The 18,971-nt window shown below is 58.2% G+C and carries 18 protein-coding genes; 15 read left to right on the forward strand and 3 right to left on the reverse strand.

What is annotated here, in order from left to right; genetic code table 11:
- The first annotated feature begins 2 nt into the window (after nt 1-2).
- The 5 genes from QCE79_RS32060 to QCE79_RS32080 all read left to right on the forward strand — a co-directional run bounded on the left by QCE79_RS32060 (nt 3) and on the right by QCE79_RS32080 (nt 4,662).
- Nucleotides 3-971, forward strand: coding sequence for a DNA-processing protein DprA (locus QCE79_RS32060; protein ID WP_309851175.1), 969 nt, complete (start codon nt 3-5; stop codon nt 969-971).
- On the forward strand, nt 968-2,185 hold the full coding sequence (locus QCE79_RS32065; RefSeq protein WP_309851179.1) for a phosphoribosyltransferase: 1,218 nt from the start codon (nt 968-970) through the stop codon (nt 2,183-2,185). Before QCE79_RS32060 ends, QCE79_RS32065 begins: the two co-directional genes overlap by 4 nt.
- A 169-nt stretch (nt 2,186-2,354) precedes the next feature.
- On the forward strand, nt 2,355-3,269 hold the full coding sequence (locus QCE79_RS32070; RefSeq protein ID WP_309851182.1) for a DNA-processing protein DprA: 915 nt from the start codon (nt 2,355-2,357) through the stop codon (nt 3,267-3,269).
- 97 nt (nt 3,270-3,366) lie between these two features.
- Nucleotides 3,367-3,888, forward strand: a complete 522-nt coding sequence (locus tag QCE79_RS32075; protein ID WP_309851184.1) for a hypothetical protein — start codon at nt 3,367-3,369, stop codon at nt 3,886-3,888.
- 90 nt (nt 3,889-3,978) lie between these two features.
- Nucleotides 3,979-4,662 carry a DUF6988 family protein gene (locus QCE79_RS32080; protein ID WP_309851188.1) on the forward strand — a complete coding sequence of 228 codons (684 nt, stop codon included), beginning with the start codon at nt 3,979-3,981 and terminating at the stop codon, nt 4,660-4,662.
- A 643-nt stretch (nt 4,663-5,305) separates the two neighbouring features.
- On the opposite strand, the gene QCE79_RS32090 is transcribed toward QCE79_RS32080, so the two are convergent.
- Nucleotides 5,306-6,712, reverse strand: coding sequence for an IS1182 family transposase (locus QCE79_RS32090; protein ID WP_309851190.1), 1,407 nt, complete (start codon nt 6,710-6,712; stop codon nt 5,306-5,308).
- Nucleotides 6,713-7,564: 852 nt separating this feature from the next.
- Between QCE79_RS32090 and QCE79_RS32095 the strand changes: the two genes are divergently transcribed.
- The 5 genes from QCE79_RS32095 (at nt 7,565) to QCE79_RS32115 (ending at nt 13,056) form a co-directional block, all read left to right on the forward strand.
- Nucleotides 7,565-8,071 (forward strand): hypothetical protein, encoded by a 507-nt coding sequence (locus tag QCE79_RS32095; RefSeq protein ID WP_309851192.1) that lies wholly within the window; start codon nt 7,565-7,567, stop codon nt 8,069-8,071.
- 485 nt (nt 8,072-8,556) lie between these two features.
- The gene (locus QCE79_RS32100; RefSeq protein WP_309851194.1) at nt 8,557-9,426 is read left to right on the forward strand and encodes a potassium channel family protein; all 870 of its coding nucleotides are present in this window, start codon (nt 8,557-8,559) and stop codon (nt 9,424-9,426) included.
- Between the two features lie 335 nt (nt 9,427-9,761).
- Nucleotides 9,762-10,607, forward strand: coding sequence for a hypothetical protein (locus tag QCE79_RS32105; protein WP_309851197.1), 846 nt, complete (start codon nt 9,762-9,764; stop codon nt 10,605-10,607).
- An 829-nt stretch (nt 10,608-11,436) separates the two neighbouring features.
- Entirely contained in the window at nt 11,437-12,762 is a 1,326-nt protein-coding gene (locus QCE79_RS32110) for a divalent metal cation transporter (RefSeq protein WP_309851200.1), read from the forward strand.
- A gap of 66 nt (nt 12,763-12,828) precedes the next feature.
- On the forward strand, nt 12,829-13,056 hold the full coding sequence (locus tag QCE79_RS32115; protein ID WP_309851201.1) for a hypothetical protein: 228 nt from the start codon (nt 12,829-12,831) through the stop codon (nt 13,054-13,056).
- A gap of 231 nt (nt 13,057-13,287) precedes the next feature.
- Here QCE79_RS32115 and QCE79_RS32120 read toward each other — a convergent pair whose 3' ends face one another.
- A complete protein-coding gene (locus QCE79_RS32120; protein ID WP_309851203.1) occupies nt 13,288-13,557 on the reverse strand; it encodes a DUF1488 family protein in 270 nt (89 codons plus the stop codon).
- A gap of 74 nt (nt 13,558-13,631) precedes the next feature.
- The gene (locus tag QCE79_RS32125) at nt 13,632-14,792 is read right to left on the reverse strand and encodes a tyrosine-type recombinase/integrase (RefSeq protein WP_404989451.1); all 1,161 of its coding nucleotides are present in this window, start codon (nt 14,790-14,792) and stop codon (nt 13,632-13,634) included.
- A gap of 197 nt (nt 14,793-14,989) precedes the next feature.
- Between QCE79_RS32125 and QCE79_RS32130 the strand changes: the two genes are divergently transcribed.
- The 5 genes from QCE79_RS32130 to QCE79_RS32150 all read left to right on the forward strand — a co-directional run bounded on the left by QCE79_RS32130 (nt 14,990) and on the right by QCE79_RS32150 (nt 18,813).
- A complete protein-coding gene (locus QCE79_RS32130; protein ID WP_309851206.1) occupies nt 14,990-15,997 on the forward strand; it encodes a DNA-binding protein in 1,008 nt (335 codons plus the stop codon).
- 84 nt (nt 15,998-16,081) lie between these two features.
- Nucleotides 16,082-16,357 (forward strand): hypothetical protein, encoded by a 276-nt coding sequence (locus tag QCE79_RS32135; protein WP_309851280.1) that lies wholly within the window; start codon nt 16,082-16,084, stop codon nt 16,355-16,357.
- Between the two features lie 81 nt (nt 16,358-16,438).
- A complete protein-coding gene (locus tag QCE79_RS32140) occupies nt 16,439-16,717 on the forward strand; it encodes an HU family DNA-binding protein (RefSeq protein ID WP_309851208.1) in 279 nt (92 codons plus the stop codon).
- Between the two features lie 323 nt (nt 16,718-17,040).
- Nucleotides 17,041-17,481, forward strand: coding sequence for an SET domain-containing protein (locus QCE79_RS32145; protein WP_309851210.1), 441 nt, complete (start codon nt 17,041-17,043; stop codon nt 17,479-17,481).
- 123 nt (nt 17,482-17,604) lie between these two features.
- Nucleotides 17,605-18,813 carry a hypothetical protein gene (locus tag QCE79_RS32150; protein ID WP_309851213.1) on the forward strand — a complete coding sequence of 403 codons (1,209 nt, stop codon included), beginning with the start codon at nt 17,605-17,607 and terminating at the stop codon, nt 18,811-18,813.
- The last annotated feature ends 158 nt before the right edge of the window (nt 18,814-18,971 follow it).

An 18,971-nucleotide genomic window follows, 5' to 3' on the forward strand; every position in this document is an offset into this window, starting at 1 on the left:
CGATGCTACCGCTCGAAGAAGCTACGACAATATTTCTAGGTTTGGCTCAACTTAAAGGGGTGGGCTTCAAGACCCTTCGCGGGTACGGCGGGGTTGACGCCGTTGCCGAAGGATTTGCGACGGAGGGCGCGTCGAAGTTCATCCGCCGTCTGTCGGATGAACCCCTCACCCACGACGTTCATTCTCAGGTGCTTCGGATGGGTACGGTTGCCGCAGCAAACATCCGTAATCGGGGCATCCATCTGGTTCGTGCAGGCGATCCCAACTATCCGAAGCGATTCGAAGACCTTGACGAAAACTTGCGCCCACTCTGGTTCTTCTACCGGGGAGACGTTCAACTGCTGAGCGCGTTCAACGTGGGGGTCGTCGGCACGCGATCCCCATCTGATGAAGGGGCGTTCTTGGCGAAATATGCGGTCGCAACGGTGCGCGCGCTCGACGCCTGCCTGGTCAGTGGACTGGCCAAGGGCGTTGACGAAATCGCCCACGAATGGGCGCTCCACTCAGGCGTGAAGAACATCTCTGTGTTGGCGAACGGTCTCCTGAGAGTGTATCCCGCAAAGAACGCGGACTTGGCCGATAAGATCGTTGACGCAGGAGGCGTGCTGATTTCTGAGTACCTTCCCGGTGAGGCACCCAGCGCGGAGGCGTTCGTCTGGCGCAACCGCTTGCAGGCCGCCCTTTCGAATTGCGTCGTCGCGCCGGAGTGGAAGCGCGCGTCAGGTACGGCGCACACGATCAGATTCGCGAAGAAGCTTGGCCGACCCACGATTAACCTAGTCTCTACGGGTCGAACGTTCAGCGACGATCACGGCCAAGCGGACATGTCGTTCAACGTTCCCGCCGAGCACACCGAATTCACCGACGCGTTGCGCGGCACGCTGGCCGGCGGGCACGAGCCACCTGCCGAGGCGCATGCAAAGACCGCCTTTTTCGCGCGGCAAGGTGACTTGTTCGGAGCGACGGAATGAGTTTGAAGCTCTTGCTGGTGAGTGTCGATGGAACGCTTGCGCATGGTAATCAGATCAGCGGGAAAATCGCTGCAGAGTTGGGCCGTTTGGTCCGAGAGTTGGATGCCCGCGGCGTCAGGACTGTCCTGTGGTCCAATCGAAATTGGACCGTGGGTGGCGTTCCGTTGCGCCAATACTTTTCCCAGATCGCCGGCATCGACGTCCCTGTCCATGGAGCAGGCGTCGATCGCAGCCCTGCTCGCGTCCTTCAGAACTCTGCGGCGCCCATATTGCAACGCTACGGGGTGCAGACCCACGAGACGGTACTCGTCGGCGGAATGACCGACGACATGCGCGCGGGCGTTCAGAACCAATTCATCTTGGTGCGACCAGACTGGTACGCGCAGCAGATGGAATACGGCTTTCCCGTCGCGAGTGTGGGCGAGTTAGCGCGGTTCTGTTTTGTCTTTGCGCTCAGGCAGCATCCGATCTTCTGGCGCGTGCAGCACGGTAACCTCGACGTCAGCGCCGGGGGGCCCTTCTCAACGATGAACGAGCGGTTTGCTGTTTTCGGCGGTGACGCTCGAGCGTTCGCGAAGCACGGGCAGGGGCATCCTGACTTCTGGTTTTATTTCACCGTGTCGTCGTTGTACTTTGCCGGACTTCTGCAGGGCGTCGACTATATCTGCAGCTATCCTGGCCACAAACCCGACTCGGATCCGGATATACACGGCGTGTCAGCGACACTTGCACGACTCGGCAAGTGCTTCGGTAAATCCTACTATCATGACTTGATCATCCGGCATCGCGAAGCCCCGAAGAGCCAATACACGAAAGCGGCGAACCGCAGGTTCATCACGCAATTGAACACGATCCACTTGCAACCGAAACCGCATCGGAATCTGCGCGACCAGCCCAACAAGACCAATCTGAAACTTGCGGGCAAACGCGTCCTGGTGGTCGATGACTTCTGCACGTCGGGGTGCAGCTCGGAAGCCGCGCGCGCATTCATCGAGGCCGCCGGTGGTCAGGCCCGGCTGTATTCATGGCTGAGGACAATCAACACGGCGTATCAGGAGATCACGCCGTCGATCGATCTGAACGCGTACGCAGCGGCGTCGCTTGCCGCCGACCCTCCTGCGGTGGCTCATGCCTACCATGCCGGTATCATTGATCATCATGCTCCGGGTGAGATTCAGTCGATCTTCGATCAGTTTTGCGGGTGGACCTGGTAGCGCCAGATGGTTGGAAGGTCGGCAGTGATAAGGCAGGGGCGTGAAGCCAAAGGCCCGCGGTCGAACCCCAGCGCGCGACTGCGCTGCCCTGGAAAATGAGACGGGCCCATGAGCAGAATGCTTTATACTGTATTTATATACAGTACCACGACAATGCGCGAGGAGTCACATGAGCACGCCGTTCGACTTAGGTCAGTCATTGCTCGCGGCCGCGCCGGTTGAGCCCTTGCGAGAGATGGGCGCTTACGAGGCGCTGTGGCAATCCGATCGGGCATCGTTCAAATCGATTGCGGAAACCTTTCGACAGAATCCGAACGCGACGCCCTCCGAACTGGTCCCTGCTCAGACCATCGATGAAACGGTTCCGCAGGTGATGGACCATCTCGAGCGGGCAGGGATCCATGATCTTGGCATCTGCGTGCACGGGACGGCCGACTATCCGAACAAGCTTCGGGATGCGGCGTATCCGTTGGAGTTCCTGTACTTCAATGGATGGCAGGATCTGGCCTTCTCCCACAAGTCTGTCGCCGTCGTGGGCACGCGATCTCCGTCCGATGAAGGCGCAAGACGGGCGAAGAAGCTCGTCAAACTGTTGGTTAAACACGATTTCACGATTTTTTCAGGGCTCGCGCGGGGCGTGGATACGATCGCGCATACCACCGCGATTGAAGCGGGCGGGCGGACCGTGGCGGTCATCGGAACACCCATTACGGAGTCCTATCCGAGCGAAAACGCGGACTTGCAGCGCCGGATTGCCAAAGAGTATCTCGTTGTGAGTCAAGTTCCCATCCTTCGCTATGCGCGGCAGACGTTCCGAGGAAACCGCCTCTTTTTCCCGGAACGGAACGCGACGATGTCCGCGCTCTCCGATGCGACGGTCATCATTGAAGCCGGCGAGACCTCGGGGACGCTCACGCAAGCGCGAGCCGCTTTACATCAGGGCCGGCAACTGTTCATTCTGGATAGCTGCTTTCAGAATTCAAAACTCACCTGGCCCGCGAAGTTTGCAGAGAAAGGCGCAGTCCGAGTGAAGGACTTCGACGACATTCTCAACAGGCTCGGCAATGCGGCTCCTGCAAATTGATGAGGCAACCCGAAGGGATCATCGTTACCTAAGGGCTGACGACTTTTGTCTCTACCAAGGGGAATACACGGCGCGCGGAGGCTATGGCTGCAGCCCCATGAACGACATGATCTTGAACATCAAGAAGTCGGTCACTAGAAGGGGGCGTCCTGAATACCAATACAAAGAACGAGATATTCGTCGTGCCGGGTTAGCCTTTCGCGAGGCGTTGAACGCAGAGGCGCTTGCGACGGTCACATTCGTTCCGGTTCCTCCTTCAAAAGAAGTCAATCATCCCGAGTATGACAACCGAATTGAACTTGTCCTTGCTCATATGGCCGAGGGGACGAATGCGGACGTCAGGCAACTTGTGCTGCAGGCGGGGAGTTACGAAGCTTCAAGTCAGGCGGCAATACGAGGAGGCGACCGCATGCATGCCGAGGACCTGATCGCGCTCTACAGGATCAATGAGGGCATCGCCGATCCCGCTCCTCAGCGCATCCTTGTGGTGGACGACGTCCTGACCACCGGGAGTCACTTTGTCGCGATGAAGACCGTTCTTCGACAACGGTACCCAGACGCATGGATCGGTGGCCTGTTCATTGCGCGGCGAAGAATTGAGGACGACGTTGCTGAGTAGCGTTCGCCGGTCAGTGTAGTTGGTCCCCGGCAGCTCTGTCACTTTCCTTCAAGAATGAACTCAACTGATGTCGAGAAATGGCCTCCGTACATGCAGCACGATGGGGTGCGGCATGCGTTGCAAATTGCCCAGCAGGTTGCAACCTGGAGCGAAGAAAAACTTTACGGACTCGAGTTGCACGCTCCTGAGCCGGACCATATGGCAGCTACAGCGTTCTCGATAGTTCACGAGCACCAGAAATCCTGTCTCTTGTTGGTCCAGCATGGCCTCGTCGGTTCGGCCACCGCCTTGATGCGCCCGTCCGTTGAAGCTCTGATCCGTGGGCTTTGGTTGCAATGGGCGGACGATACCGAGCTCTTGCGTTTCCAGAGAGGCGAAGATAGTCTCAATTTAGAACGTGCAATTAAGATGATCGTGCAGCGTTCAGGCGTCGCGCGCTACAACGATCTGCTTGGCATGTGGGCTGAGTCAAAAAGCACACTTCACGGTTATGTACATCACAGCTTTCAATCAATAGTCCGTAGGTCTGGACAATTCGAGATGGCGCCAGAAGAAATTGTTTCGCTGCTTACCTTCAGCGCCGCGCTCGCAACGCATGCTTCCATCGAAATTACAGAGCTTGCGAGTAAGCGCGTTGTTCCTGGTCAAGAGAAGATAGGTCGGGAATCAATGCATATGCTGCAGGGAGAGCTGGTGAGCATTCTCGATGCACTCGGCCTTGTCGAGATCCGGTCTAAGAAAGATGTGCCAACAGAACGGGAGGTGAATGACTGAATGACTCTATTGCACTGGCGAAGGTGTCGTAGAGAAACAGCCGGTCGCCACGACTAGGATTCCGGCTTGCAATGTCGCTTGTTCAACGATGCCCCGATGGATATCGTCCATCGCGCGTTGATGCGACGCCGGCCCATGCACGCGTCGGAAAGGCGCGGCGCAGTCAATCGACTTGCGCAGTCAGCGTCGCTTCATTCGCCCGGAAAGTCCGGCACCAGGATTGCAAGGCAAATTTGAACGCCCTTCAAATGCGCGTACTTCGGATCGGGACGCACAAGATCGTCGGGTGTCAGCAGAACCTATAGCAATCATCGGCCTGGGTCGGCCCAGGTTGGGCTTGACATAAGGCCGTCGTGTCGCTCGTCGCATTACGATGTACTTTTTTTTTTTCACGTACATAGCGCTGGCTTGTATGTGTTATCTACACGTTTATCCACGTCAGCTGTGAACAGTTACGAGCGACTTGCAAGGTCAAGTGGCCCGCCGCCCAACCTCTTCCTTCCGTTCCGGAACGTCCCGAACCGGCCGATTCTGTTGAAAAACTCGTTTTTTCGCGGGGACGTTTGAGTCGGGCGAAGGCGCAACCTTCGAATGCGCTACAGAAATCGGGGTTTCGGGAGTGGCTTGAGCGCTTCGACCTCCCTCAAGAGGCTTTTCTCGCCGTGTCCTTAGTCATTGGCGTTAACCACTTCGCCATTCGCCGTAAATTTTGCGCTGTTGCTGCCAACAGGAACTCGTCATGCGCCCCGCTAAGTCCGCGTAGTCGCAATCGATCTAGCTTCAAGATGCGCTTCAGGTGGGCGAACAACATTTCTACTTTTTTGCGCTGTCGCCGCGAGTGCCGGTATGCGGGCGTATCTCCGATGAATCTTGCAACATCTCTCGATTCTTCATGCACGCTGCGCGCGATCTTTCGCATCGGTGTGTTTGGGCAACATTGCTGCTTCATCGAGCATTGAGCGCAATCCGGTTGGCTTGATCGATAGATGATCGTGTTGGCCTTCGTGATGTGGGAGCGCGGGTCTTTGAACTGTCGTCGATCACTTCGCAGCGCCCGACCTTGCGGACATCGGTACTCGTTCGCTTGCTCGTCCCATTCGAATTCGCTGTTGGGAAGGGTTCCGTCGTTCCGAGCCCAGCGCTCCCAGACCGGAACGTGTGGTTCGATGGCCTTCTCCTTTACCATCCAACCGAGCATTGCTCCGGTTCCGTATGCGGTATCGCCCACAAGACGTTTGGGTTTGAGCGCGAAGCGCTTTTCAACTCGGTTCACCATCGTCTTCGTGGACTCCACCTCCTGCATTCGGTACGCCGGCGTGGCTTCGACGTCGACAATGATTCCAGCGTGCAAATCGATCAGGTAGTTCGTTGAGTAGGCGAAGAATGCGGGGCCACCTGGCGCGGCGGTATAGCGTGCGGAAGGATCGGTCAGCGAGATGCGCTTAGGCGGCGTAGCCGAACCCGTCTCGTCAGATGAGACCGGATTTGCCTCCTCCAATGCATCGAGATACTCGCGCACCGCCCGGCTCTGCCCGCTGTCTTTGTTCCAGTCGACCACTTCGATTCCGGACGTGCCGCGCGAACGATTTGCATCCGCCTTAACGACGCTTGCGTCTACAGCGAACCCTTCGCCTTCAACCAGCCCCTCGCTCATACAGCGCCGAAGAACAGACTCGAAGACGTGGCGCAACGCGTCGCTATTGCGGAACCGGCCGTGCCGGTTCTTGGAAAACGTCGAGTGGTTCGGCACAGTGTCTTTGAGATCGAGTCGACAGAACCAGCGGTATGCAAGGTTCAGATGAACCTCTTCGCAAAGCCGACGTTCCGAACGGATACCGAAGCAGTAACCCACGATAAGCATGCGAATCATGAGTACGGGATCGATGGAAGGACGTCCCGTATGACTGTAGTGCGGCGCAAGATGCTCGCGTAGGCCATCGAGCTCGAAGTACCGATCAATGCCGCGCAACAGATGCGTTTGCGGAACATGATCGTCAAGGTTGAAGGAGTAGAAGAGTTGATCTTGCACGCCACCTTGACGACCCATCATAGCGATGCACTCCTGTCACTTGATGAATTAAGGATAGGCAACGCACTCGCATTTCGCAGTGTTTTTCAACAGAATCGGCCACGAACGGTCACTCGACCTTACGACACGAATCGTGGACAATCTTGTCCAAATAATTCCACCCCTGCGGTCAAGGTCGTCCATGCGCCGTAAGAAAACACAATGAGCCCGTTTGTCTGGAAACTTTTTGAAATCCCGGTACTTGGTCTATTGGCTTGGGCCGCAAGCCTGTGCACGTTTCCTTCCCTAAACGAAGCGTCAAACGTCTCGCTGGCACCTGCGGCGTGCTCAATTGATGCAAACGTGACGACGCCAGCGCCGATCCGGAAGGTTGCCATCAGATGACCTGCGTCACTAAGCCTTGCGGAGTCGGACCACCGTGTTTAAGCCACGGTGGACGACGGCCACCAAAGTTTCTACGCTTCAGACAATCATAAGCCCAACGGGAGAGGACGATGAATGCCGTCCGTTTTCTTAGAAAGCGTTTATCTCAAATCGTACTTATATTGGCGTGGGTCATATTTACGCTACTTATCCCGGGGTTTTTGCCGGAAAGCATTATTTATAGCTTCAAATCCTCAGAAATCGATGGCCAACTAATTTCGTTTAAAAATGAGGCGGTGAATCAGAGGCTTGTCAATGTTGGGGACAGCTTCTCTAAAGGCTCCAGATATTCATTAGGCCCGCTTGTCTCTTTCACCAAAATATACACTTTGATAAAAACAAAAAGCGACGCGCCAACACTTGGGTCCGGAATAAACATACAGGTAGACTACCAACGGGCGTTAATAGTCATGATCGTATTAACGGTTGCGACGCTTACCGGACCTCTTCGTGAAAGAAGTCCGAAGGCCTGCCTCCACATCACATATTTTTGGTCACGAGCTCGACGATTCAGTGGATCAAGCACTTCTTACGGAAGCAAAAAATGCTTGGTCTACCGCGCAAAGATTTTATGGCAGTTCGTTATACTTATTGGTATCTGGAGTGGCGATGGCTTTTCTGGGGATGGTAGTCTTTGTATATACAATAACAGATCCCGCAAAAACAGGGGGTGCCTGGGAATATGCCTTCGCGGCGCTTCGCCCATTTGAACTTTTAATCTTTATCGAAGCAATAGCTTGGTTCCTGCTCCGACAATATCGATCGCTGACTGAGGATTTCAAGAAATTACATCGGATATATTTACGAAGATCAAATTATATGATTGCAAGAAGAGCTCTTGTCGAGATCAAGTCGTTCGAAAAATCTAGGACAATCGCAAAAGAGTTGTTATCCGAGGATCTGAGCGGAAGGCTATTTGAAGGGCAGTCAACTGAAGCGATTGACCATGCGCGTTGATGTATTCAAAGTCCTTACCGACGTCCTAAGCCGAGCCGCGGGCAAAGAAACGACCGACAGCAAAAACGGGAAGAAAAAAAGAGACAGAGAAAGGAAAGGCTGCTGATTAGCTTGAGAACGTATTTGCGACGATTAATGTAGCGCTAGATCCACCTGGGGAAGCGGCATAGGCCTAAGCGCCACTGAGCAAACCGAAGTCTGAACGCAGGTCGGTCGGCGAGCGGGCGCTTGCCGGCCATGAGCCGACGTTCGACAGACGCTGGTAGATGGTCGACAATCGCGCTGTCAACCGATCAATGCAGTTTTGAGAAAGGCGAAAAAAGCTCGGTAAATAAATTGCAGAGTTGGTGTGCCGATATCGGTGGCTCCGGCCGATGCCGGCACGATCTTGCTTCCTCTGCGTGAGAAACCGTCATGAAAGCGGCCAGAAAGTGCGACGCTAGACCCTCGGCTCAAAAGGAAATCCGTCACCATCGAGCGCATATATGAACACTAATCCGAACAAAAAAGCGAAACCAGCAAAAGAAAATAAGACGTTAAAGAAAATATTGTGGCTTACCGTGATATTTTTGGTTGCGACTTCAGCGTTTGCTGTCGCATATGGATTTTTAACCAAATTTGATAGTACAAATGGGCTGAGCCACTCGAGGAAACTCGATTGGTTTGATTACTATTATTTCAGTATCGTAACGGCTTCCACGCTGGGATTTGGAGAAATAACACCAATCGGAATTTCGAGGGTCCTAGCTTCTTGCGAGGTAATTTTCGGCCTTATTTTCGTGGGCTATAGTTTGTCCCAGGTGCTTTCCGCACGACAAGAATATCTCATTGAGTATTTAGCGCTAGATCGGATTCTGCAAACATATAGCGAATGCTTGACCTTGATTGATGACGCAAAAGAAGTGATCGGAGATAGGCGTCGATTGTTGAGCATGAATACTTTCGACTCAAATGATTTCCTGCTGAACAGGGGAAATCCTTTCTATCCCGCACTCAAAGCCATGCAGACGTTAAACGGATATACCGATCATTTGGAAAAAATCGGTCGGGCGAACACCCTGAGCGATCATATCGAGAGGGCGGCACATCACGTGGAAGAGCTTGCCAACTTTGTCCGAAAATATATCAGTATTTTGACACAGGAAAAAATCGAGTGGGCGACGGAGCGTACCGAAGAAATAGTCACGGAACTGTGTGATCTGATCGACAAGTTCTCCAATGATTATGTCGCTTACACGCGCTACGCTTCTGAAAGATACAAGAACGGCGGACTGTATGTAGATATTGTGCAGACAGCAACGGCTCGAACCAGAGCAAAGCTGATTGAAGCCAAGAGAGGTGTAGCTGTGTCGTAACTAATACGCCCGGCTTCGAACCAGGATCTCGGTCGGCTGTGCCGACCGCGCCTTGCCAGTTAAGCTACGTACTCGCGAGCATCATACCCAGTCTACGCAGTGACACGCAATACAGCGGGCTGGTTGCCCCGTGGTTTTTCGAACTTTGCGTCCACCGGCTGTGGTTCTTGTACACGTAAACTTGAATTCAGGCGAAGACGTTGATTGGGCCAATGGCCCTTTGGGAGACAGCGACTGACGGTTCCCGCTCTGCTACTGACGGTCGATGCTGCGACGAAGCGAGCGATCTTCGGCGCGGCCACGTGAGCCGGTGAATGGTAATTATTGGGGCAAACATGGATATTTTTTCGCCGCTTGTGGCGGACGATCAGTTGCATGCGAATTTTAAGAGCATCATCTCGCCTTCGATGCATGTCGAGCGAGCGGAGCTTGAGCGCTGGCTCGAAGGGTTCCCCGACCGCGACGGCAAGTTCGTGAAGGAGTTCCAGACGACGTTTAATTCCTCGTTCTGGGAGATCTATCTGTTCGCGTTGTTCAACATCTACGGTTTCGAACTGAACTGGGCACACGCGTCGCCCGACTTTCATGTGAAAAGCCAGTTCGGAGATTTCATCGTCGAAGCAACGACGGCAAACGCAGCTGTTGGCAAGCCGGCGGAATGGGAGAAAAAAGTGGCCATCGGTGAGGCGGTCGCGGCGAAGGATTTCTGGCCGTTGAACAGGGAGGCTATGATCCGCCTGGCAAACGCGATCCGTGCCAAGGCGCAGAAGTATGCGCAGAGTTACGTGAGGCTGGACCACGTGAAGACCCGGCCGTTCGTGCTGGCAATTGCTCCGTTCGAGCAGCCAGATTTTCAGTACCAGTACGATCGGGCCATTCGTGCTGTCCTGTACGACGACTACGTTGATGAAACTGCGTACTGCAAGAATCCGGAGCGATATCCTGACGGGCCACCGAGCGTCAAGCTCGGGTTCGTGGAAAAAGACAGCGGTGCGGAGGTGCCCCTCGGAATTTTCAACACCGACGAGTACCGGGACGTGAGCGCCGTTCTGTTCTCATGTACCGCCACATGGGGAAAGGTCGAGGCGATGGCCCAAGCGAGTCAAAATCTTGGCTTTGTCGCGGCGACCTGGGGCGGTCCTGGTGGAAAGCCTCGCGGCAGCATGTTGCCTCGGGGCTAACATGCGGAGACGCTCGAAGACGGATTGCAGGTGTTTCACAATCCCAATGCAATTCGACCTCTTGATCCGCATATAGTCGACGCACCGGCGTCGTGCAGCACTACTTCGACGAGCACACGAGCGCATGGATACACGAGGAGCGCGACCGGTGCCTCCATTCCCGGATGGTCAACTCGATGCGCGTCATTCGCGACGAGCCGGGGAGTGCAGTCTCCTAAGATCCGGCGAAGACGCTGCCGGTCGGCCGCGCTATGGCTGATTGCGCCGTCGCGCTTCCCGGTAGCGTTCTAACGCTTCCTCGGCCATCCGGTCGGCAGCGCCCGCAGTGTCAAGCAGGAACCCATAAAAAACGTGATCTCGTCGGGGCCCGTGGCGATGAAGACAGGCGTTCCTTGACGCAATATTTCCCGGCGCCGGGTTGCTGCCCGGTCTGTCATCGCGCGGGGGCAATCTCATTCAGGTTGAATGTCCGTTATGCGGAACACTGACCTTCCCTTGTGGGTCGGGTTCGGCCGACCACGTCGGATCACCCTGCCCATAGCGCGTGCGGTCGTCGGCCGTCCGGACTACAGTCTGACCGCAACCTGACGCGCGTCTCGTCGCGCTTGATTTCGCCGACTGCCTGAGCAAGCGGTCCGGCCGCTTGGCCGACTGCGGTATAAGCAATATTTCTATGGCCGATATGCCGCGGCCTGAGCCGCAATGTTGTGGTATTCCTTGAACTTCGTGATTCTCGCGTTTTCGACTATGAAGACGTGAGCCCACAGCCCACTCAACGCTGTAGCCGTTGTATGCCGCTGCACTGCATCATCGCCGGGAGGAACGCTTCATGCGGACCGCTCCGTCAATCGCGTTGGCGGATTGGGCGATGGTCACTCATCAGAAAAAACAGCTAGCGGATGAAAGCGCGCGCGCGAGCAAGCGGGCGGCGCACTCGTGGGCCGCGGACGTCGGGCCGGGATTGGCGAGCGTCGCATCGGACAACGACCCGGGCGGCATCGCGACTTACACGCTCGCAGGCGCGTGGTACGGATTCGACCTTCTGTGGATGTGCGTGCTGTCGTATCCGTCTACCGTTGCGCTGCAGCTCATCGCGGCGCGCGTCGCGGTAGTGACCGGGCGCGGCTTGACCACCAACATGCGGGCGCACTACTCGTCGCTCTTTTATTTCTTCGCGGTGGCGCGCTTTCTCTTTGCCAACACGTTCAACGTCGCCGTCGATTTACTCGCGATGGGCGTGGCGTTGCACGTCTTCATCGGTGGGTCCGTTGCATGGCTCGCACTGCTGTCGGGCGCTGCGTCGATCGCCCTCCAATGCCTCGTTCCGTACGCACGGTACGCGCGGATCGTGAAGTGGATGGCGCTCGCGATGTTAGCGTATGTCGGCGTTATCGTGGCGGTCGAAGTGCCCTGGCAGACGGTTCTCATGCGCGCGTTCGTGCCGCGAGTGGACTGGAACGAGGACTACATCACGATGCTGATTGCCGTGCTCGGCACCACCGTCAGCCCTTATTTGATGTTTGCGCAGGCCGAACAGGAGGTGCGGGACGGCGGCCGTCGAGACCAGAAGGCGCTAAACGGGCAGATGCGCAAGATTCGTCGCGACACGCTGCTGCGGACCGCGCTTTCAAATGCGGCCGCGCTGTGCATGATGATCGCGGCGGCCGCGACGCTGCATCTCATGCAAAAGACGCCCGTAGGCGAGCCGGTGGACATGGCGCGTGTGCTGGCGCCGCTCGCGCATGGCTATGCGAGCCATGTGCTTGCGGTCGCGCTGATCGGCTCTGCATTGCTGGCCTTGCCGCCCCTGGCGGGCTCCGCGGCGCAGGCTGTGGCGAGTTCGTTCAATTGGCCGCGCGGCGAACAACGCGACCGGCGGATCGCGTGGCTGCTCGTCGGCGTGATGGGACTCGGCGCAGCGGCGGCGATGGTGCTCGCGGTGCTGCGCGTCGAGCCCGTTCATGCGCTGTACTGGAGCGCGGTGGCCAACGGCATGACGGTTACGCCGGTGCTCGCGCTCCTCGTGCTGCTCGGTGCCAAGCGGGAAGTCGTCGGCGATTTCGTCGCGCACTGGACGGTGCGTGTGTTGAGCTGGTTCGCCACGCTCGCGACCGGCGCGGCCATCGTCGCACACTTCGTGCTGGAGTTCGTGTGAAGCTAAAATGCGGGCACCGAACTTGCCACAAAGGCCGGCGAGACGATGGAGGAAACGACATCTGCAGTGGAGCGCGTGACCGACATCATGGATGAGATCGCGTCGGCGTCGCATGAGCAAACTAGAGCCCCGAATGAAGAGCTGTTGTATCAACGCCGTCGGCTGCGCCGCATCGAGCGCCTGTGGTACACACTCATTGGTTCGATCTTTCTGTTCGACGCCTACCTATGGGGACCAGACATCATTCGCATGTTCATCGACGCCACGCATCGTTGGCAAGCGCTCTTTCATTGAGAAGGACCGCTTCGCCCGCCTATTCGCTGGCCGACGTAGGCAGCTGAGAGATGATATGCCGCCGATGTCAGCTCTAGTCGAAGTTTTTTTGCGGCGCCGGCGACGGAGCTGTCCTACTGGACGGCTAGCCATGAGTAAGCACCTAGCAACTAATGGTCTTGGCTTTTCCGCGCACGTAAGCGGCCGCGAGCATCAACGCCAGGTGCGAGCGGCCTTCAAGGGACGAAGCAATCAGGAGTTGGAAAAGTCCGCGTGGGTGAGTCGGAGGGTTTGGGTCGGATGCGCCAGCAACTTACGCCGTGCGGCCGCTTCAATGCGCGCAAACCCGTTCCCAAATACTCTCACCATGTGAGCATCGTCCGCATCGCGTGGTAGCCAGAAGAACACCTCTAAGCACTTGCGCGGCACCACGCAAGTCACGGTTTGCCCGCGCCAATGGAGGGTAAAGCTTAGCGTCTGCTTATCTGCAGAGATCTGCGCTTCTGGCACAAGCACTTTCATGAGCGGTGTTGCGATCACTTAGAGGGAATCGGACGTGTCTGGCGTGGGACGCACAGCGCGTTGTTCGGTTGGCGTCACCAGTCTACCCGGTGCTTCTCTTCGGTTTCCTGATGGCGGCGATCGTCGTCCACATGCAGGTAGATGCTGGTCGTCGTCAATGATGCATGTCCAAGGTTGTCGCGCACGGTGCGCAGGTCTACCTTGCGGTCGGCCATGTGCGAGCCGGCGCTGTGCCGGAGCCAATGCGCGGACGCTTTCTCGAGTAGATCGGCTCGCGCGCTGGCGCCATCGTCGCGCTCCCGCAGGCGGGCCGCGGCGCGGGCAAACACGTCCTTGACGATGGCGTGAAGCGATGCGCGCGTCAGCGGGGCGCAGGTCTCGGTCCGTTCGTTAAACGATGTTGCGCCGATCGGTAGCACGAGCGGCGTATCTTCGCTGGGCGACGGCAGGGCGCTTAGCCCAAGGTACTGTCGATAACGCGAGAGCTCCATCATCATCTCGCGCGTGGCCGGCACCAGCCGTTGCTTGTCGCCCTTGCCGTGGATGGTGAGCCACCAGCGCAGCGCACCGTCCGCATCGCGTCGCACGAAGAACTGCCCCATCGTGTTGGCGCCGACCTCCGCGATGCGCAGCCCGCCGAGGTAGAGCAGCGTGAACAGCCATCGGGCGCGGTACGCGTGGGCTTTCTCGCGGTCCGTTTGTCTAGGCATCGTCGCGATGAAGTCCTTGACCTCCCGCCAGACGCTCGGCTCCAGATAGCGGGTGATGCGCGGCGCGGCATGTCGGGTGCGCTGGCGCGAGAGCGACAACGGGTTGCCGGCCAAGTAACCGGCCTGCACCAGCCACGAGAACATGGCGTTGAGGATCACGGTCGCCTGACGTTGACTGGATGCAGACAGCGGGCCATAGAAGGGGCGCCAGCGAGTGTCGCTGCGCGGATGCTTGCGACCGCCGCCGGCCACCCACGTCGCGGCAGGCTGCGGGTCGGCTAGAAACTGCTGATAGCGCAGGCAGTCCTCGTGCGTCAAGGAAGAAAGAGGTTTGCCCTGCACGACGACGGACCAGAGCAGGAGCCGCTCGGCCTCTTTGCGGTAGTTCTCGAACGTGGTCTTGGTGTCGACAAAGCGCAACAACCAGGCGCGGATCGCATCCAGATCGTTGTCGGCCGCGATTTGTGGGCGCCCGGTCACAGACCGGTTCGAACCGGTCGCGCCGTCGAAATCGCCCGGTATCACAAGCGATTCTAACGGTGTCGGCTGCAGCGCCCGTGGAGGCGGAGTGGCGGAAGACGGCTTTCAGGCACGTTGATTTTTGTCAGCTGGCAGCGAGATATCTCAACATAATGCTGTTAATGTCAAATCGCGAGCGTCGTGAAGTTAGATACATTGCGAATTACGTTGTAATATGGGTGATTGCTTAGGCCTTTTTATTCATGTCCGACGTCCTTTCCGATGAAACCCGCCTAGCGGCAGACATCGAACGCCTCAAAGTCGAATTTCCCAAGACACGCGAGCTCTATCGCGAGGTCTGCGCGTTGCTGTTCTTTCGCTTCGGCGTCGCTCCGACCGCGAATCGCCTCTACAACCTGGTCCGGCGCGGCACCATGAGTACACCGGCGTCGGTCTTGAGCGAGTTCTGGGCGGAGTTGCGCGAGAAGAGCCGGGTGCGCATCGAACATCCGGACTTGCCCAAGGACCTGAGCGAAGCGGCGGGCGCGCTGATCGGGACGCTGTGGACGCGCGCGGCGACGTCTGCCCAGGCCGAACTGACGTCGCTGCGCGACGAAGTCGAAGCGCAGCGCGCCGAGGCTGAGCGAGAGGTTCTCACGGCCCGGGAGGAGCTGAGCCGCACGGAAACGGCGCTCGAGCAACGCACCGCGGCACTGCTCGCGGCGCAGGTCGAGATACGGGAATTAGAGCGGCAACAGGCGGACGAGGCCGCCACGCGTAAGGCGCTGCAGGCGCAGATCCAGCGTCTTGCTGAGGAAGCGGTGACGCGCGAGCGGGAACTCGAAAAAGTGCGCGACACCTTCTCGCGCGACCTGGAGAAGCTACGGGAAACCGCCAGCCGTGCCGAGGAGCGCCTACGGGCATCCGAGAAGCGCGCGCTCCTGGAAATCGATCGCGAACGCAGCGCCACGGCTAAGGCGCAGAAAGAACTGGCCGAGGCCGCCAAGCGGGCGGAAAAGCGAGAGGCCGAGCATCGTCGCACCGTCGACGCGCTGCAGGCGCACCAGGGCGACACGCGCCACCAGAACGGGGTGCTGCAAGGCAAGCTCGCCGCGCTCGAAGCGGCCCATCACGCGCTTCAGGACCAGCTAAAGTCGCTGCGCACTGCGGCGCGGCCGTCGACGCGCGGGCCCGCTCGCGAAGACCGTTCGGGGCGAGTCGCCCGAAAGGCAGCGGCCGGCAAAAAGGCGAGCGTGAAAGGTCGTCCGTAAATAATGATCGGATCGCGTCGGCGGGTAGGCGCAATCCAATGCCGAAGGCGCACCATGCGCGTGATCGGCCAACGGAGCGAACAGATGAGAAGATCGGCAGAGAACAAGTTGCGGGTGGTAGCAGTGCGCATCGACCCCGTCATCGAGCAGCGCTTGCGGGTGCTGGCCGAGGCCACGGGGCGCAAACAATCGTTCTTTCTGCAGCGGATGATCGAAGAGGGCATCGAGGCCATGGAGGAAATCTGGCTGTCGCCGCAGACGCTTGCCAAGGTCCGAGAGGGTGATTTGCCTGAGCTGCTTGACGCGCGCAGCGCGACTTCGGATTTGTTCGACTTGGATGTGACCGACGCAGACTCGTAGAGAGCAGAGGGTCCGCGATCCGATGCGTGGCCAGCGTTCGGTATGATCGGGTTTGTCCTCTAACAGAAAGGAAAGGTGTTAATGAACAAGCAGGAACTGATTGACGCTGTGGCGTCCGGAGCCGGTACGAGCAAGCTCGCCGCCGAGGAGGCCATCAATGCCGTGTTTGAGACGATTGCGAAGACGGTGGCGGCAGGCGATGCCGTTCAACTGATCGGCTTTGGCTCGTTTGGGGCCGGCGAACGCGCCGCGCGCACCGGTCGCAATCCGAAGACCGGTGAGCCGATCGAGATCGCGGCAGGCAAGACCGTCAAATTCACCGCGGGCCAGGCGTTCAAGGACGCCGTCAACGAAGCCTGAGCGAGGGCGGCGCCCGTCACGTCGCCGACTTAGAAGAGTTGCGCATCGAGCGGCCGCAGGCTAATGAGCTGGACGGCCGTGCGACGTTCCGTGCCGTCCGCATGAATCGAGCGGATCATGATCCGTCGGCACGCGCTTCGCCCTGCACCTCAACGATGCGATCCTCGTACCGCATGAGGGTACTGCGGGGCGGTTTGCGATTGATGCGACTGGAAGAAGGCATAGGGGTATCGACGGGCGTGCGCCGATCGTATCATGCGGCAGATGCCGCGGCGGCACATCGTGTCGCTCACCGGGTCACAGCAATAGAGAAGGGCAAAAGCATGCGCCGCATCGTTGTACGTTCTTCGCCGGTCCACGGACGCGGCGTATTCGCGCTCACCCAGATCGGTGCTGGCGAGACAATCCTGGAATACAAGGGCAAGCGGGTGTCGTGGGCACAAGCGCAGCGCCAGTATGCGCGCTCGGCCGCCGGAGACGGCCACACGTTTTACTTCGATCTCGACGACGGGCGCGTGATCGACGGTGCACAGGGCGGCAACTCGGCGCGATGGATTAATCACAGTTGCGCGCCGAACTGCGAGACCGAGCAAGACGGCAGCCGGGTGTTCTTCCGCGCGCTGCGCGACATCGCGCCCGGCGAAGAGTTGTTTATCGACTATCGGCTTTTTGTGGAAGGGCGAAAATCTGCCGCGCTCAAGCGGCTCTATGCGTGTCGCTGCGGGTCCGACGCCTGTCGAGGGACGATGCTGGCCGAGCCCTGAAACCACCGATGAAATGATGCGCACGCGCCACGGGGTATCGCACCTCAACTACCCGTTCAAGTATCGCACCGACTCGATCGAGACGGCTCCGATAGTGCACCCTGTTGATGAAACGTGACTGTTATGCCCTCACCTCAATGGAAATTTGCTTCACGCTTTAGACGCAATGGGTTCGGGTGGCGATCGTCGCTACCAATTCAACGTCTGAAGGAGGCGGTGTCTGAGATTCGTTCCGTCGCGCGTACGGATCGCGCGCTCGCGGCCGAAGGGGCCGTTCTCCTCCTCGAAAAGCTATCACCCTCACTCGAGCAGGTCGATAGTTCCTCGGGCGCACTGGGCAGTGCAGTCAATCGCACGATCGACATGCTTGTGCCGGTGATCATAGCGGCCGACGTGACGCTTGCTGTGCGCCGGCGCTGGCTGGATAGGCTATTCGAGGCCTTGCAAGAAGATCAGATGCCCTACATCGAGCATCTGGGTGATCACTGGGGCACGTTGTGCGTGACGCCCGAGTTGGCGTCGGAATGGGCGGATCGGCTAGTGCCGCTTGTCACGCACGTGCTTCAGGCCGAAGGCTTCAACTACTTCGTCGGTACGGTGCCGTGCTTGAGTGCGCTTCTCACTGCCGGCCGCTTCGAGGAGCTTGTTGAGCTCGCCCAGCGTGATCGGCTGAAGTCCTGGTGGTATCGACGCTGGGCCGTTGACGCGCTGGTTTCGCTCGGACGTCCGGGCGATGCCCTTCGTCTTGCTGAAGCGAGTCGAGGGTTGAACGCGCCCGAGCACGCGATCGCGCGAGCGTGCGAGACGATTCTTCTCGGGTGCGGGATGAGAAACGAAGCCTACGAGCGCTATGCCATTTCCGCGAATCGTGCCGGGACGTACCTCGCAACCTTCCGGGGCATCGTAAAAAAATATCCTGAAAGACCGCAAGAAACGATCTTGTCCGACCTGATTCGGAGCGAGCCTGGCTCGGAAGGCAAGTGGTTCGCCGCCGCAAAAGACGCCGGCCTATTCGATCAGGCGGTCGCGCTGGCCAGGCAGAGTCCCACCGATCCGAAAACGCTCATTCGCGCCGCGCGAGATTACGAGACGACGCAGCCGCAGTTCGCGATGGAGTGTGCCGTCTCCGCGCTGCATTGGATGGAGGCCGGCTACGGCTACGAAATCTCGGTGACTGACGTCATCGATGCCTACGATGCCCTCGTTGCGGCGGCGCTCGTCAGTCGTGTGCCGAAGTCCGCGGTGGACGACTGTGTGCGAAGCCTGATTCGCAATGCGAATTCGCTTGTGGCGCGAGCGTTGCACACATGCATGGAAGCCGCCCGGCGCTAGAAAAGAAGGAAAGAGAAGGGTTTCGGCTGATGCAGCCCCTAGGGCGTCGCGCACTTCTGTGCGTGAATCCGGCACGGCCCGATCGTTCGCAGCCAGGGCCCAAGCCCGGCCGGTTGCACGCCCGCATTCTTCCTTGACGTCCCGAGAATCTCAATACG

The organism is Caballeronia sp. LZ003, assembly GCF_031451465.1.
In the GTDB taxonomy this organism is placed as follows: domain Bacteria; phylum Pseudomonadota; class Gammaproteobacteria; order Burkholderiales; family Burkholderiaceae; genus Caballeronia.